Origin of the sequence: Sphingobacterium detergens (assembly GCF_003610355.1) — a bacterium.
In the GTDB taxonomy this organism is placed as follows: domain Bacteria; phylum Bacteroidota; class Bacteroidia; order Sphingobacteriales; family Sphingobacteriaceae; genus Sphingobacterium; species Sphingobacterium detergens.
The window spans coordinates 466840-482413 of the sequence record NZ_RAPY01000001.1 but is presented as its reverse complement, the minus strand read 5'-3'; the positions used below and the strand labels follow the sequence as shown (position 1 = coordinate 482413).

Sequence of the window (15574 nt, the reverse complement as noted above, 5' to 3'; positions counted from 1 at the left end):
AGCAATAGGCATACATGTAGACTCAGGTATGGCCTATTGCTTTTTACAAACTGCGATTATCTTTCTAGCGCAACGGGATAGTAAACCTTACCATATCTGGAAAACTCGCTTAAATCCATCTTTTCCCAAGAAATGGCATAGATTGCAGCACCGGAGCCTGACATCGACGTGTATATTGCCCCTTTATGATACAAGGCTTCTTTAATTTCTTTGAGCATCGGATAGCGCTCAAAAATAGATTCTTCAAAATCATTTCGAATATGGAATTTCCATTCCTGAATAGGCAATCGGATAGCCTCCTCCAAATTAACATCTGAGGGCATCGGTTTCACCCCACTGTAAGCTTCGGCCGTAGAGACATGGATATCAGGCATAATAACCGCAAGGTGGTATTCATCCAGATCAAGCGATATCTCCTTAAAATCTGTCCCTATCCCGGTTGCAAATACGGGTTTATTTGCGATAAAGAACGGGCAGTCTGCCCCCAATTGTGCGGCATATTTCGCTAATTGCGTACTTGTCAAATTTAGCTTAAACAGCTCATTAAGTCCTTTCAATACAAAAGATGCGTCCGCTGACCCACCTCCCAATCCTGCTCCAATTGGAATTTGTTTGATCAGATCAATCCTAACCTGAGGAATGTCAAATTCTTTTTTTAATAATGCATGCGCCTTTAAACAGAGATTATCCGCGGAATCCCCGGGTATATGGTTACCCTGTACTGTCAACGTGGAATCTTGTGCATCTGTCTCCAGTATCTCTATAATATCATAGATCGGCAAGGGATAGAAAATACTATTCAATTCATGATAGCCATCCGTTCGTCTGGCAACCACCTGCAGTCCAATATTTATTTTAGCATTTGCAAAGAGGATCATACGATATCGTCTAAATCAACACTTAAATTCTATATTAATAGCTCACCAACGAGGAGATTGTATCACTAAATCGAGACAATCGGCCTTTTGCTTTGAGAAAATCCAATGAAATGATAAAACTATAGGCTGCAATCACTCCGCCCAATTTTTCAATAAGTTTGCTTGCTGCAACGACAGTTCCGCCTGTTGCCAACAGATCATCATGGATCAAAATACGGCTACCTTTTTCGAAGGCATCTTCATGAATTTCTATCGTAGCCTGACCATATTCCAGCGCATAAGACTCAGAAATCGTTTTAAATGGTAATTTTCCTTGCTTACGAATTGGAATGAAGGGCAATCCTAATCTGTTGGCAAGTAAAAATCCAAAAAGAAATCCACGGCTTTCAATACCTGCAATAGCATCAATTTCTATTCCTTGAAGTTGGTCAATAATTGCATCGATCATTTCATTGCAAAGTTCAGCATCTTTCAACAAGGGGGTAATATCTTTGAATACAATACCCGGTTTTGGAAAATCCACAATATCCCGGATTTCCAGTTTCAATTTATCTTGAATCATTCTCAAATATTAAATACGGCGCGATTTTAGCAATAGCAAGATCTGAAAGTGTACCTATCTTGGTAAAATCTTCTATATTAGCGTAATTGCCATGTTGATCTCGATAATTAACTATTAATTTCGCATCCTTTGGGCTAAGATACGGATGTTTGCCCAATGAATTGGCATCAATCTGGTTAATATTGATTTTTTTGATTCCTTCTAAATTAGACACTGTAATGTAGTCCTTAATGACTTCATATGTTTCCGAAGTGACACCATAAACTTCCTTTAACTGCTCTATCCGATAGAAACCACCAAGCACCTCTTTATATTTCAAAATGCGTTTAGAAAGTATTGTACCGATCCCTTTGAGGCTCATCAAGGCTATTGTATCACAGGTATTAAGATCTATAAGTTCAGCACGATTGGTTTCGAATTTATCGTAAAGCAAGGGGGTTTTAGCTATCGTACCGGGACCTGTTGTCTCCACTTTAATGCGGATAAAGGGTTCTAGTTTTTTATATAATTTCGCGTTGATGGAATACATTTTCCTAACATCATTTTTATCTTTAAACCGGCCACCTTTTTTCTCGTAATTCTTGATTACGGCAATTTGCTTATCCGAGAGGCCGAGCTCGCGCCATGCCTCGACAGATAAATTATTGGGATCAAAATAAAATAGCTTGGTATCTACAACGTTATTGTCTGTACTGGGATCCGGATCCGAACGAGCTACTTTCTTTTCCAAATGAACATCGGCTACCTTAAATTTCTTATTTGGATAATCTGCGGCATCGGTTGAGTCATGAAATGACTGCTCAAAAACCCGCGCCTGATGAGCAATCGGATCACTTTTATCCTCTCTACTGACAAGGGAATATATAATACTAAAGACGATGATTATCACCAATATAACGAAGAACCCATTTTGCTCTGTTTTGTTAAATTTAAAATAAGTCAATAGCCTTTTCATAAGCTGTTAGGGATTGGGTTATATAAATTTAATAAATTAGAAGGAAAATAAAAAGGGAGGTGTTAAAAAAACACCTCCCTTTTGTTATAAATAATGTATCAAAATAATTTTATAACACGGATTTATCTACTTTTTCCACTTTACTACCATCCTTTAGCGTTTTAGAGATGGCATCAAATGGTCGAGAAACAACTTGATCTCCTTTTTTCAATCCGGATAGAATAATAATGTTTTTATCATCTTGAATCCCAGTTTTGATCGGAACTTGTTTTACTGTCTGATCTTTTAAAACGAAGACATATTCCTGTATCTTCTTATTTGTATTCGTAGAATCTTTATCATCCGATCTTACGGTAACCGACTGGATAGGTACTACCAAGCCTTTATCATGTTTTGTGAAAATCTGTACAGTAGCGGATAATCCAGGTTTGAATGGCGAAGCGACATTTTCTTTGATCAGATCCTGATAAGATTCCGCGCTGATACGCACTTTTACATTAAAATTTGTGACTTGATCTGTTGATGAGGTTGCAGCTGTCGTTGTTGCAATATTTTTGGATGAGCTTGCAATTTCGGTCACAATGCCTTTAAATTTTCTATCTTGAAAAGCATCTACTTCAATTTCAGCCTGATTACCTACTCTGACGTTATTGATATCATTCTCATTGACATCAACATTTACTTCCATCGAAGACATATTGGCGATGCGCATAATTTCAGTACCAGCCATTTGTGCTGTTCCCACCACACGCTCTCCCTGTTCGATAGACAATAAAGAGATAATACCGTCAGTCGGAGCATAAATGGTTGTTCTATTTAGGTTATCCTGAGCTTCTTTGACAGAGGCTTGTGATTGATCAATACCATATCTACTTGATTTTACAGTCTCTCTTTGTGCCTGAATGGCAGCAAGAGTCGAAAAGTACTCAGAAGAACTCTTATCCATTTCAGCTGCGGAAATAACCCGTTTTTCAAAAAGTTCTTGGTTTCTCTTGTAAGTTGCAGCTACATTTTTGAAATTTTCTTCTTGTTGTTTTAGCTGTTGTTGTGCAGCAGCGAGATTGGCACGCTGCGAATTCATTGCTGCTACAGAGCGATCATAGCCGGACTGTAAGATATCGGGTTTGATCCGACAGAGTACTTGTCCTTTTTTTACAAAGTCACCTTCTTTGATATTTAGTTCAACAACCTCACCTGAAACTTCCGAACTCAGCTTAACTTCTATTTCCGGTTGTATTTTTCCACTGGCAGACACCAGTTCATCTACATCCGTTTCCTTCACAACGTCTACAGCGACTTTAGTAATATCTCCTTTTCCAAACCAGCCGGCCTGAAAGCCGATCAAAACAAAAATTGCCAGGAGCGCTACGACTATTAATAGAATCTTTACTACACTACGTTTTTTCTTTGCCATTGTTTTTGTTAATCAAATAGGTTAATTGTTGTCGAATTGAATTGGATTTCCTAAGTAATAATCGATAATCTTAGATCTGAATATTACGTTATATTTTGCTTGAATCAGATCAAATTCTGCTTTGTTCCGTTCGGTCTGTGCGGTAAATAATTCCAAAGAATTTGCCATACCGATATCGTATCGTTCTTTGGTCGCTTTGTAAGCCGTTTCAGCACTTTCAAAGGCTGTCGTTGCCGAAGTATATTTTTGTTTGGCAGCATTAACGTCCAATACCGCTTGGTTTACAGCCTTATTCAAATTGTTCTTGGCTAATTGCTCAGCAGCTTCAGCCTGTTTTAGCCCGATCTTAGCTTTCGCGACGTTAACCTTATTCTGATTCTTAGAAAAAATTGGAACTGCAAGTGATAAACCAGTAAAAAATGATTTGTTTTCTGATATTTGATCGCTAAAAGGCACACGATATCTCGTTTTGATATCTAATGGATCGGTTTGTCGTGTTGTGGCAGAAGAATAATTTGTGCCGTAACTCACACTCAAATTGAGTGTTGGGTAATATCCCCCTTTGGCAATATCGATTTGTTTTAACGCTACCTCCTTATCCAATGCAGATTTAAGGATATCCGGTTGCCTTATTAAAGCCTTTTGGTATACGTCTATGGCATTTTTATCTTCGGCATTTACCAAAACAGATTCTAAGTTCGGACGTTCCAAAGAAATAACTGTTTCTGGGGGCATTTCCATCAATTGTTTCAAAGTTAACAAGGACATCTCGTATGAATTCTTCAAATTTACTTTGTTCAATTCATTCGTAGCCACCTGATTCTTTGATTTTGCAATATCAGCTATAGTCTTATTACCAACAGCAAACTGTATGGAGTCTAATGAAAATTGTTGTTTTGATAAAGCAATCTGATCTTCACTGGCTACCATCAATTCATGATTTGTAATAGCTTCTAAATAATTCACCAGGACATTTAGAACAAGATCATTTTTCACTTTATCCACCTGTGTAGCAGAGGATTCCAACTGAAACTTATTTGCTTTTATCTGATTAACCTGTTGAAAACCTTGAAATATATTCACACTGGACCCTACCGATCCATTCGTAGTTCTGGTCCAGGCATTGTTAACAATTTGTGCCGATGTCAAATCGAAGGCAAAACCGTAACGGAAATTTTGATCAACGGAAGCTCTTAAATCAGGTAATAAATTACTTTTTGATTGAAATAAATCCTGAGCAGCGAGATCTTTACTCAGTTCGGCTTGCTTAATTTGCACATTACGTTCCAAAGTCATGCGTATTGCTTCGGCTACCCCAACGACCTGTTGAGCTTGGATTAGGTTGTTCGTTCCAAGAAAAAAAACAGTAAATATTACTGCAGAATAATAAAATCTTTTCATGTTCATATGTAGAACCATACAATTTTTATAGATTTGAACTTCATTTATCGGTTATGTATTTTGTCAAATCCCCTTTTTTCCTTCGTTGGTTTTACCCCAGATCGATCTGGCATATGCCGAGGATGGAAAAAAAAGTCTATCTCACTTTTGATGATGGTCCAATTCCTGAAATTACACCTTTTATACTCGATATCCTAAAAAAATATCAGGTCAAGGCAACATTTTTTTGTGTTGGTGAAAATATTAAAAAAAATCCACATTTGTTTCAAAGAATTTTACAAGAAGGACATCAAGTGGGTAATCATACTTACAATCATCTCAAAGGCTGGGATACAAATGACGAGGTCTATATCGATAATGTAACTCAATGTCAGGAGCTAACACAAACCGATCTCTTTCGTCCACCTTATGCAAAAGCAACAAAATCACAGCTTAAAAAGTTATACAAAAATTATCGTGTGGTAATGTGGGATATCATGTCCGGCGACTTTGATCAGAAGCTAAGTCCTGAAAAATGCCTTGAAAATGTACTTCCCAATATACAAAATGGCTCGATCATCATCTTCCATGACAATATCAAAGCCATTCCCCGAGTTGAATACGCTTTACCTAAAACGATTGAATTTCTCCTAGCAAATCAATATCAAATAGCAAGACTAGAATAAGCATTAGGGCCTAGATCGTGATAAAACCACTTCAGATTCATAATATTTACCCACACTCACACTGAAATATCCCAAAACATTATTGGACAGATTTGAAATTGGATTGGAAGGTGACGCTGCTCCAGGATTAATCATCTGGAAGCTATTCCAATAGTTATATGCGCCCAGATCAATGCATTGACGCAAAACCCGTACCCTGTCTCCTATCTTGAGATCTCTATCGCGGTCGACAATATCATGTTGTACTTGCAGCCCATTATTATATTTATCACTGAACACATCGATAAAGCGCAACTCTCCCCCATTCACAGACATCTTATACTTATAATAATTTCCTTTTTCCGGAGGATCATTAAAGACCAGTGTGGGATAATATATGGTGTCTGTAAATATGATCCGTTCGGAAAGGCCTATCGAATCCACATCTACATAGGATGGCACTGTCGAAGTTCCTTCAATTTCTTTGCCATCAGCGGTTTTGACGTACAGTCGATAACTGGACTTTTCCTGTAGTCGCAAGGTCTTATTGGTATACACACCATCGGCTCCAGGCAAAAAAGTATATATGCGATTATTTTGCAGATTTCTTATGTAAACTTCCGCATCTGTTATTGGAGCTAACATTGATTCTTTTAAACTGACGACTTTTTGAATACTGATCTCATGTTGTTGATCCGACACCATTAGATCAGCCGTGATCACCAGCTGGCCCGTGTTTTCAGGTAATTTCAAATCAATTTTATCTTCACAACCAATCAAAGTTATCCAAACTATGGCGATCAATCCTACTATCTTTCTCATGTTGTGCTAAAATTTAAAGTTCCAAGTAATGGAGGGTATGGTTCCAAATAAGGCAATCCTATAGATCTCTGTTACGTTGGATTGTCCTTCTTTCTCTCTAAAATCGATCAAATAAGCGTTTTTGCGATTATATGCGTTATAAATTCCGAAAGATAAACTGGAATAAGTATTTTTTGTACGCTTGATATCATATGTTGCGGCAAGGTCCAAGCGGTGATAAGCCGGCATGCGTTGGCCATTCCGTTTATCATAATAGAAGATCGTTCTATCGTCAACAAAATATTTCCCAGCGGGCATGGTTACAGCATCGCCCGTATAATAGACAAAGTTTGCACTTAGATTCCATTTAGGATTCAATTGATATTGTGCCACGACTGCGATATTATGAATCTTATCCTGGCGCGCGTTAAACCACTGTCCATCATTGATCTGATCAAATTGTCTTTCACTTTTGGATAATGTATAACTTATCCATCCACTAAGCCTTCCCAATCGTTTCTTTATAAACCACTCAACGCCATATGCTCTTCCTTTTCCAAATAGCAGTTCACCATCCAGAAGTTCATTCGCCTGTAGATCCGCTCCATTCCTATAGTCGATCTGATTTTTAAGGTCTCTATAGTAGCCTTCGACAGAAAACTCATACCTATTAGACGCAAAATTCCGAAAATAGCCCAAGGAATATTGTGTTGACAATTGCGGTTTTATCGTATTATTGCTTAATACATACTGATCTGTAGGTAAGCTACTTGTTGTATTACTCAACTGATGTAGATACTGCACATTTGTATTATAAGAAGCCTTTAGTGTAGTCAATTCATTCAAGGCATAGTTCAGCGAGAGACGTGGTTCCAGGTAAACATATTTTTTGCCCATTTCTCCACTTCCCACATAGGTTGAATCAACAGCTTCTCCAGCATTATCATAGGTATAAAACATACCCGGTCCTAAAGCGGCATAAGCCGTCGCCCTAACACCATAGTTTAATTTGAATTTATCATTTATCGCCCAATCGTCCGAAATGTATGCGGCAATGTCCAGCCCCTTGCGCTGTTGAATATGCAGTGAATTTACTTTGGAGTCTTCACCGGCTTCGATACTTGCTGGACGAATCTCCTGTAAGGCCGCCTGTAGACCAAACTTTAGATTATGACTGTCTGAGAGGCTATATTGAAAATCTTGTTTAAAGTTATAATTGAAGATATCCGAACGAATCTTGAAATTATTGTCGTCTTCAATCTTCACCTGATAATTAAATTTACTGAATATCAAGGTAGTATTACTGAATAAGCGATTGCTCCAAACATGATTCCAGCGCATCGTTCCGGTTGCGTTCCCCCAATTGAAGTCAAATAAATCATGGTATGCCATGGCATCTTTACCAAAATATCCCGATAAATAAAGGGTATTCTTATCGTTAATCCTATAATTCAGCTTGGCATTCAGGTCATAAAAGAATAATGCGCTTTTCTTAATGTTCTCATCACTTGAAAGCTTCAGGAATAAATCGGCGTAGGTACGTCTACCGGATATCATAAATGAACTCTTCCCTTTTTGTATAGGTCCCTCGACCTTCAGTCGTGACGCTATTAACCCTAATCCCCCTTCAACATTAAAATGCTGATTATTTCCATCCAAGGTTGTTATTTCCATGACTGAAGAGATCTTTCCTCCATACTGCGCCGGTACACCACCTTTATAAAAGTTGACATCTTTGATGGCATCGGAGTTAAAGGTTGAAAAGAAACCAAAAAGGTGAGAGCTATTGTAAACTGGGGCTTCATCCAACAAAATTAGATTTTGGTCTCCACCACCGCCACGAACATAAAAATTGCTACTTCCTTCACCGCCACTTGTCACGCCTGGGAACAATTGAATTGTCTTTAAAATATCTTTCTCTCCAAATAAGACAGGAACTTTCTCAATCTCCTTCGGGCTAAATTGCGTCAAGCCGGGAGTCAAATCTTTGATCGATTTTCTTCTATTTCCAGTGACAACCACCTCAGCCAATTGATTTTCTTCGGGTACCAATTGCACAATGTAAGTAGAATCTTTTCCTATTTGGACCGGTAAAACCTTTGTTCTATATCCCATTGAGGAAACTTCCAAGAACGCCTCCTCTCCACGAAGGGATAAACTAAAAAATCCATATTTATTGGAAGCCGTCGATTTTTTTTCTGTGTCATTACGGACCAAGGCGCCAATAATATTTTCACCACTGATACTATCTCTGATAAATCCCGATATAGATTTGGATTGTTGACCATAGGATTGCTGTGCGCAAAACAAAATAGAAGAAAAATAAAAAACAACCTTTATAGGTTTAAGCATAACAGATTGAAATCAAAAATTTATTGAAAATAATAAAAAAGCCTTACAATTTGCAAGGCTTAATAATAAGTTTATAATTTGTTAGTCAAGATCTTCTGGAAACAAAAATAGCATTTTATTCATTTAAGCCAAATATTTATCTATTTTTCTTGCTATTTTTTTTCTGGCTGATTGAAAAATTCGTTAAAAAAAGCCATTTGATAGATAATAGAGCGTGACCAATAAGCCCAATTATGCCCACCCTCACTTGTAACAAAGGTGTGGTTGATGTTGTGATACATGAGTTTGTCATGCAGTGCGATATTGACAGTATAGAAAAAATCCTCTTTACCACAATCAATCATCAGACGAAGTTTATTATTCAGCAATTTCGGAATCATATTGATCACCACTCGATCGTCCCAAGCCTGTGGCACATCTGCATAATTACCGATACGATCCTTAATTTCCCAATTTAAAGGGAAGGGTCTAAAATCAACACCTCCTGCTGTACTACCCGCTGCGCCATAGAGATCCTGATGTTTTATCGCAAGCGATAAGGCCCCATGCCCTCCCATACTCAGTCCGGTAATTGCTCTACCTTTTCGATCTTTGACTGTCGTGTAATGCTGATCTATATAATCAACCAGTTCTTTGGAAACAAATGTTTCATATTGATAATTCCGATCGTTGGCACTATCCCAATACCAACTTCCAAATCCCCCATCCGGACAAACCACCATATATCCATATTGATCTGCCAAAGAAGCTACAGTGGTATTTTTAACCCAATTACTATAATTACCTGAATATCCGTGAAGTAAGTAGAGCACAGGATATTTTGTATTCGCCGAATAACCTTTGGGGAGAATAACGACTGTTTTAATTTCTTTTGCCATGCTCCGACTCGGAATATTCAAGGTATCCACCGTAGCAGCCTTACTCCCTAGAAAGCAAAATAGCGCAAGTGATAAAAATAAAAATTGTTTTAAATTCATGATGTTAGCAATTGGTATATATGTTCATTCCATCTATTCAGACCGCTATCAATGATCTGTCTTACTGAATTGGGCTTGTTACTTATCCGCTGATTTAGAAACTTTTTCAAAATAATAAAGATAGGATTTTAAACCAAATGGACGTTCACTAATTGTATAAAAGCCAGTCCCCTTATTATCAAAAGTGATCGCTTCCCCCTGGGGCTCTACCGTATAAGGCACCTCGATTGGTTTCCGTTGCAGTGCACCTCCCCAAGATTCCCCCGGTTTTCTCTTCCAATAAAAGATATGTGTAATATTCTTGATAAGCATCTCTCTTCCTGTTGGATCGATAGCCGAAGCTGTAGCAAAAGTAAAAGGAAGTTCGGCGACTTTGGTTAACGTAAAGTACTGTTGTTGAACACCTTTAAAAACAGCAGCAGCATATACTGTGGAATGAAATTCACGCTTAGAAACGATATACAACATATTATCACGGGGATCAACCATAATGGATTCCGCATCTAAACGTTTTTGCCCCGGAAATTTGACAAATATGGTTTTAATATCTTTTTTGGATATGACGAGCGAATCATTGGCTGAAGGCTCAGGAAATACATACAGGCTTGCCCAAGTCCGCTTCCCAAGATTATTGCCGATATCAGCCAAAACCAGGTAATTTTTACCATTGATTTTGACGCGATCCATATCCTCACAATCAACCACATCCACACCTTCGAGTCTAAACTTTTTGAGTAGATTGGCCTGACGATCGATCAGATAGATGTTTGCACCATCCCCACTATCATTATGAACCCAAAAACAGCCCTCTCCTTGAGCCGCCACAATTCCAGACACTTCTTTTAACTGTACATCTGTCAATTCGCCTAAGGGGATTTGTGTTTTAAAATAATCCTTGTTATTTTGGGCATATATCCGTAAGCCAGACAAAAAAAGTACGATCATCAACAGTACTTTTGTTCGTGCAATATTCATGTTTAAAGATACGTTTTTATTGATATTTAATGCCCATTATGAAGAAATCCATTAAATCAAGTTTGTTTTTTATCCTATTATTTCTATTCCAATATACTTTACAGGCACAGAGCAGTTCGTTTCGGATAAAAGTAAAATCTGAACTTGACAATACGCCACCTTATCTTGTAAAGTATTACAATAGTAAAAACTGGGAGAATTTTTATGCGGAAATTCAACAGTTTAATTACAATGCCGCGTTTGAGTACAATATTCGTGTAAAAAAGACAAAAACAGCACAAGCGTCAATCTACACATTGGAGGAAATTATTAGCAAATTGAAAGTTGATCATTCTGACATCGCCATTTGGGATGTCGGTGAGAATTATGTCAATGACCCAGTGTCTGGAAAATTGACCTGTCTACAGATAAAATCCAACAAAAAAAACAAATGGGAATATATTTCGGTACCCATTCTCGGTTTTGATTACCAGGAACAGTATCGTTATCGCATCAAAGTAAAGCAAACGAAAGCAAAAGATACCGACAGTATACATTATGAATTGCTTAATATTATTTCCAAAGATAAAGTCACCGAGCTCCCCAGTGTTGCCTCATTCCTCGCCAGATTTAAGTGGAATTTGCTGCAGTTAAATGGCAAAGATGTAACAAGCAACAGCGCCAACATTGGTTTCGACGCAAAAAATGGAACGATCGCCGGATCGACGGGATGTAATAAATTTTGGGGAAATTTTAGCATTAAAGGCAATATGATAAGCTTTCCGAACTTGGCAAGCACCATGAAGTCTTGCAATGGACCCAATATTGAAAATGATTTCTTCGCGGTTGTTGAGCAAAAACAGATTCAATTTGATATCGCCGAGCAGACACTAAACTTATATATAGACGGAAGGCTAGTGATGATCTTCGGCTTGGAGCGTGAATAAAAAAACACCCGAAGTCTGGGGGACTCCGGGTATCTTAGCCATATTATTAACCTATTTTATGAAAAGTATTTATGCCATTTGGAAATGACATAAACAAATATGTGAAATAAAGCGGAAAGAATCGAAAGCAACACCTCATTTTAACATAATTTTAACACTTTAAAAATATTGAGAAAAATCAGCATAAAAATGATTTTTTTTTGAATATCCCAACCGACAAGATATCCTATCTTAACCATTTAAAGCATAACGATGATCAGAACATTTTTTACGACAACATCTCTATTATTGGCAACGACACTCTTTGCACAACAGAACCCCGTCATTCGTGGAAACTATGCAGATCCGGAGGGTATCATCTATGGAAACAAATATTGGATTTTTCCCACCTATTCGGCACCTTATGAAGAACAGGTATTTTTTGATGCTTTTTCTTCATCAGATCTGACTAGCTGGACAAAACATCCCCGTGTACTTCAAAACAATCAGGTAACATGGGCAAAAAAAGCGATGTGGGCTCCTGCTGTTCTCGAAAACAAGGGCAAATATTATTTATTCTTTAGTGCAAATGATGTCCATCAGGGCGAAATCGGCGGAATTGGTGTGGCTGTAGCAGACAAACCTGAAGGGCCTTATACAGATTTGCTTGGCAAACCATTGATCAATGACATTATCAATGGTGCGCAGCCGATAGATCAGTTTGTATTTAAAGATAAGGATGGAACGTTCTACATGTATTATGGTGGCTGGAAGCATTGTAATATGGTCAAACTTAAACCTGATTTTACGGGCTTGCTTCCATTCGATGACGGAACCTATTACAAGGAAATTACACCAAAGGATTATGTGGAAGGGCCATTTATGTTTATTAAAAATGGCAAATACTATTTTATGTGGTCCGAAGGTGGTTGGACTGGTCCGGATTATAAAGTGGCTTACGCAATTGCCGATTCTCCCTTTGGACCATTTGAACGTATCGGAACAATTCTCGAACGTGACCCAAAGGTTGCTGTCGGTGCTGGGCATCATTCCGTTATCAAAGCACCCAATAAAGACAAATATTTCATCGTCTATCACCGTAGACCATTAGGTAAGGAAGGAGCCAATGAGCGTGTCACTTGTATCGATGAGATGAAATTTGACAAAAATGGTCACATTCTACCCGTCGAAATGACCTTTAAAGGTGTCAAATACCCATTAAAATAGATTATTTCTTCCAATGGAGTAAGAATATACATACAACCAAACCTAAACAGAAGAGCCCCGATCGATGACCGGGGCTCTCATTATTTAATTAAGACAATAAGCAATTAAATACCCGCTATTGCATTATTTAATGTCTCTGAAGGACGCATAGCTTTTGTTGCTAATTCGTCATTAGGGAAGTAATAACCACCGATGTTTTGTGCCTGACCTTGTGCTCCGATCAATTCTTCATTGATTTTAGCTTCGTTATCTGTCAATACTTTTGCAACACTTGCAAATCGATTTGCTAAATCTGCATCTTTCGTTTGAGCAGCTAAAGCCTGAGCCCAATATAATGTTAAATAAAAATGAGATCCACGGTTATCAATCTGACCCACTCGACGTGCCGGAGATTTATCATTTGCCAAGAATTTCTCTGTTGCTTCGTCTAACGTCTCTGCTAAAACCAATGCTTTAGCATTATTTTGCGTTTGCGACAAGTGCTCCAAAGAAGCACCCAGTGCCAAAAATTCGCCTAATGAGTCCCAGCGTAGGTAACCTTCCTGAAGAAATTGTTCTACGTGTTTTGGAGCCGAACCACCTGCACCAGTTTCAAACAAACCACCACCATTCATCAATGGTACAATAGACAACATTTTTGCTGAAGTACCAACTTCCAAAATAGGGAATAAATCTGTCAGATAATCACGTAATACGTTACCTGTTACAGAGATTGTATCTTCGCCTTTACGAATACGCTCCAAAGAGAATTTAGTAGCTTCTATTGGTGAAAGAATTCTAATATCCAAACCTGTTGTATCAAAATCAGGCAAGTATTTCTCTACTTTCTTGATGATCTCTCTATCGTGAGCACGGTCTTTATCTAACCAGAATACTGCTGGAGTGCCAGACAAGCGCGCGCGGTTTACTGCTAATTTTACCCAATCTTGAATAGGTGCATCTTTTGTTTGACACATGCGGAAGATATCACCTTCATCAACCTTTTGCTCCATGTATACATTACCTTCGGCATCTACGACACGGATCACACCATTACCAGCAGCCTGGAAAGTTTTGTCGTGCGAACCATATTCTTCCGCTTTCTGAGCCATCAAACCAACATTTGGAACAGAACCCATTGTTTTGGGATCCAAAGCGCCATTTGCTTTACAGTCTTCTATTGTAGCTTCATAAACACCTGCGTAAGAACGGTCAGGAACCATAGCGATCGTATCTTCTTCTTGGCCTTCTTTATTCCACATTTTACCACCGATACGGATCATTGCTGGCATAGAAGCATCAATAATCACATCAGAAGGAACATGGAAATTTGTAATACCTTTATCTGAGTTAACCATTGCCAAAGCAGGACCTTGTGCGATCGCAGCATCGATAGCAGCTTTTACTTCCGCTTCCTTTGCGTGACCTGCAATTTTAGCATATACTTCACCTAAACCGTTGTTTTTGTTGATCCCCAGTTCTTTGAACAAGTCGCCATACGCTGCAAACACATCTGCAAAGTATGTTTCAACCACTGCTCCAAAGATAATTGGATCGGAAACTTTCATCATGGTTGCTTTCAAATGCGCAGATAACAATACACCAGCAGCTTTCGCTTCTGCAATTGCATCAGCAACAAAACCTTTCAATGCATTCAAGCTTAAGGTCGAAGTATCAATCACTTCACCAGCTTTTAACGGAGAAAGACCTTTTAATTCAGTAACAGATCCTTGCGCATCCACAAATTCAATTTTGAATTGACCTGCGTTTTCTACTGTTACAGATTGCTCTGAACCATAGAAATCACCAGATGTCATCGATGCTACCTTCGTTTTTGAATCCTTTGCCCAAGCACCCATCTTATGTGGATTTGCTTTAGCATAATTCTTCACCGCCTTAGGTGCGCGACGGTCAGAGTTACCTTCACGTAATACCGGGTTTACAGCTGACCCCAATACTTTCGCATATTTAGCCTTGATGGATTTTTCTTCCTCAGTAGTTGCTTCATCTGGATAGTTTGGAATAGCATAACCAGCTTTTTGTAATTCGGCAATAGCACCCTTCAACTGTGGAATAGACGCTGAAATATTTGGCAACTTGATAATGTTTGCCTCTGGAGTTGTTGCCATCTGACCCAACTCTGCCAATGCATCGGCAATTTTCTGATCTTCTTTTAAAAATTCTGGAAAGCTTGCAAGAACACGACCTGCTAAAGAGATATCTCTCAATTCAACATCGATATCAGCTGTAGCTGTAATCGCTTGTACAATAGGCAAAAACGAGTAAGTCGCCAACAAAGGTGCTTCGTCTGTTTTTGTCCAAACAATTTTTGATTTGTTTGACATAGTAATCTATTAGAAATATGTTTAATTTTTAATGCTATGTGAAATCATTGAAAAATCTAAATTTCTCAAAATTTCGCCTAAAGATAAGAATTAATGCTATAAACCATGCGTTAATCCGACCTTTTTGACAATAAAATTGTGAAAATAAATATATTTTGG

The 15574-nt window shown here is 38.2% G+C and carries 13 protein-coding genes; 3 read left to right on the top strand and 10 right to left on the bottom strand.

Annotated elements, in window-relative coordinates:
- Positions 1–56: 56 nt before the first annotated feature.
- From ispE to DFQ12_RS02050, 5 genes are all read right to left on the bottom strand, one after another.
- Positions 57–878, bottom strand: a complete 822-nt coding sequence (ispE, locus tag DFQ12_RS02070) for a 4-(cytidine 5'-diphospho)-2-C-methyl-D-erythritol kinase (protein ID WP_120257370.1) — start codon at positions 876–878, stop codon at positions 57–59.
- 34 nt (positions 879–912) lie between these two features.
- Positions 913–1440, bottom strand: coding sequence for an adenine phosphoribosyltransferase (locus DFQ12_RS02065; RefSeq protein ID WP_120257369.1), 528 nt, complete (start codon positions 1438–1440; stop codon positions 913–915).
- Positions 1427–2395 carry a helix-hairpin-helix domain-containing protein gene (locus DFQ12_RS02060; RefSeq protein WP_120257368.1) on the bottom strand — a complete coding sequence of 323 codons (969 nt, stop codon included), beginning with the start codon at positions 2393–2395 and terminating at the stop codon, positions 1427–1429. The genes DFQ12_RS02065 and DFQ12_RS02060 overlap by 14 nt, the downstream gene beginning before the upstream one ends.
- 109 nt (positions 2396–2504) lie before the next feature.
- A complete protein-coding gene (locus DFQ12_RS02055) occupies positions 2505–3809 on the bottom strand; it encodes an efflux RND transporter periplasmic adaptor subunit (RefSeq protein ID WP_120257367.1) in 1305 nt (434 codons plus the stop codon).
- Positions 3810–3830: 21 nt separating this feature from the next.
- Positions 3831–5210 (bottom strand): TolC family protein, encoded by a 1380-nt coding sequence (locus tag DFQ12_RS02050; RefSeq protein ID WP_167457176.1) that lies wholly within the window; start codon positions 5208–5210, stop codon positions 3831–3833.
- A gap of 122 nt (positions 5211–5332) precedes the next feature.
- Between DFQ12_RS02050 and DFQ12_RS02045 the strand changes: the two genes are divergently transcribed.
- The gene (locus DFQ12_RS02045; RefSeq protein ID WP_425275567.1) at positions 5333–5875 is read left to right on the top strand and encodes a polysaccharide deacetylase family protein; all 543 of its coding nucleotides are present in this window, start codon (positions 5333–5335) and stop codon (positions 5873–5875) included.
- Between the two features lie 3 nt (positions 5876–5878).
- On the opposite strand, the gene DFQ12_RS02040 is transcribed toward DFQ12_RS02045, so the two are convergent.
- The 4 genes from DFQ12_RS02040 to DFQ12_RS02025 form a co-directional block, all read right to left on the bottom strand.
- On the bottom strand, positions 5879–6676 hold the full coding sequence (locus tag DFQ12_RS02040; protein ID WP_120257364.1) for a DUF4249 family protein: 798 nt from the start codon (positions 6674–6676) through the stop codon (positions 5879–5881).
- A 6-nt stretch (positions 6677–6682) separates the two neighbouring features.
- The gene (locus DFQ12_RS02035) at positions 6683–9007 is read right to left on the bottom strand and encodes a TonB-dependent receptor (RefSeq protein ID WP_120257363.1); all 2325 of its coding nucleotides are present in this window, start codon (positions 9005–9007) and stop codon (positions 6683–6685) included.
- Between the two features lie 152 nt (positions 9008–9159).
- Positions 9160–9984 (bottom strand): alpha/beta hydrolase, encoded by an 825-nt coding sequence (locus DFQ12_RS02030; protein WP_120257362.1) that lies wholly within the window; start codon positions 9982–9984, stop codon positions 9160–9162.
- Between the two features lie 78 nt (positions 9985–10062).
- The gene (locus tag DFQ12_RS02025) at positions 10063–10959 is read right to left on the bottom strand and encodes a hypothetical protein (protein WP_120257361.1); all 897 of its coding nucleotides are present in this window, start codon (positions 10957–10959) and stop codon (positions 10063–10065) included.
- Between the two features lie 38 nt (positions 10960–10997).
- Between DFQ12_RS02025 and DFQ12_RS02020 the strand changes: the two genes are divergently transcribed.
- Together DFQ12_RS02020 and DFQ12_RS02015 are read left to right on the top strand one after the other, a co-directional pair.
- Positions 10998–11885 (top strand): DUF4377 domain-containing protein, encoded by an 888-nt coding sequence (locus DFQ12_RS02020; protein ID WP_167457175.1) that lies wholly within the window; start codon positions 10998–11000, stop codon positions 11883–11885.
- 252 nt (positions 11886–12137) lie between these two features.
- Positions 12138–13091 carry a glycoside hydrolase family 43 protein gene (locus DFQ12_RS02015; RefSeq protein ID WP_120257359.1) on the top strand — a complete coding sequence of 318 codons (954 nt, stop codon included), beginning with the start codon at positions 12138–12140 and terminating at the stop codon, positions 13089–13091.
- Between the two features lie 104 nt (positions 13092–13195).
- On the opposite strand, the gene DFQ12_RS02010 is transcribed toward DFQ12_RS02015, so the two are convergent.
- A complete protein-coding gene (locus DFQ12_RS02010) occupies positions 13196–15415 on the bottom strand; it encodes an NADP-dependent isocitrate dehydrogenase (protein ID WP_120257358.1) in 2220 nt (739 codons plus the stop codon).
- Positions 15416–15574 lie beyond the last annotated feature (159 nt).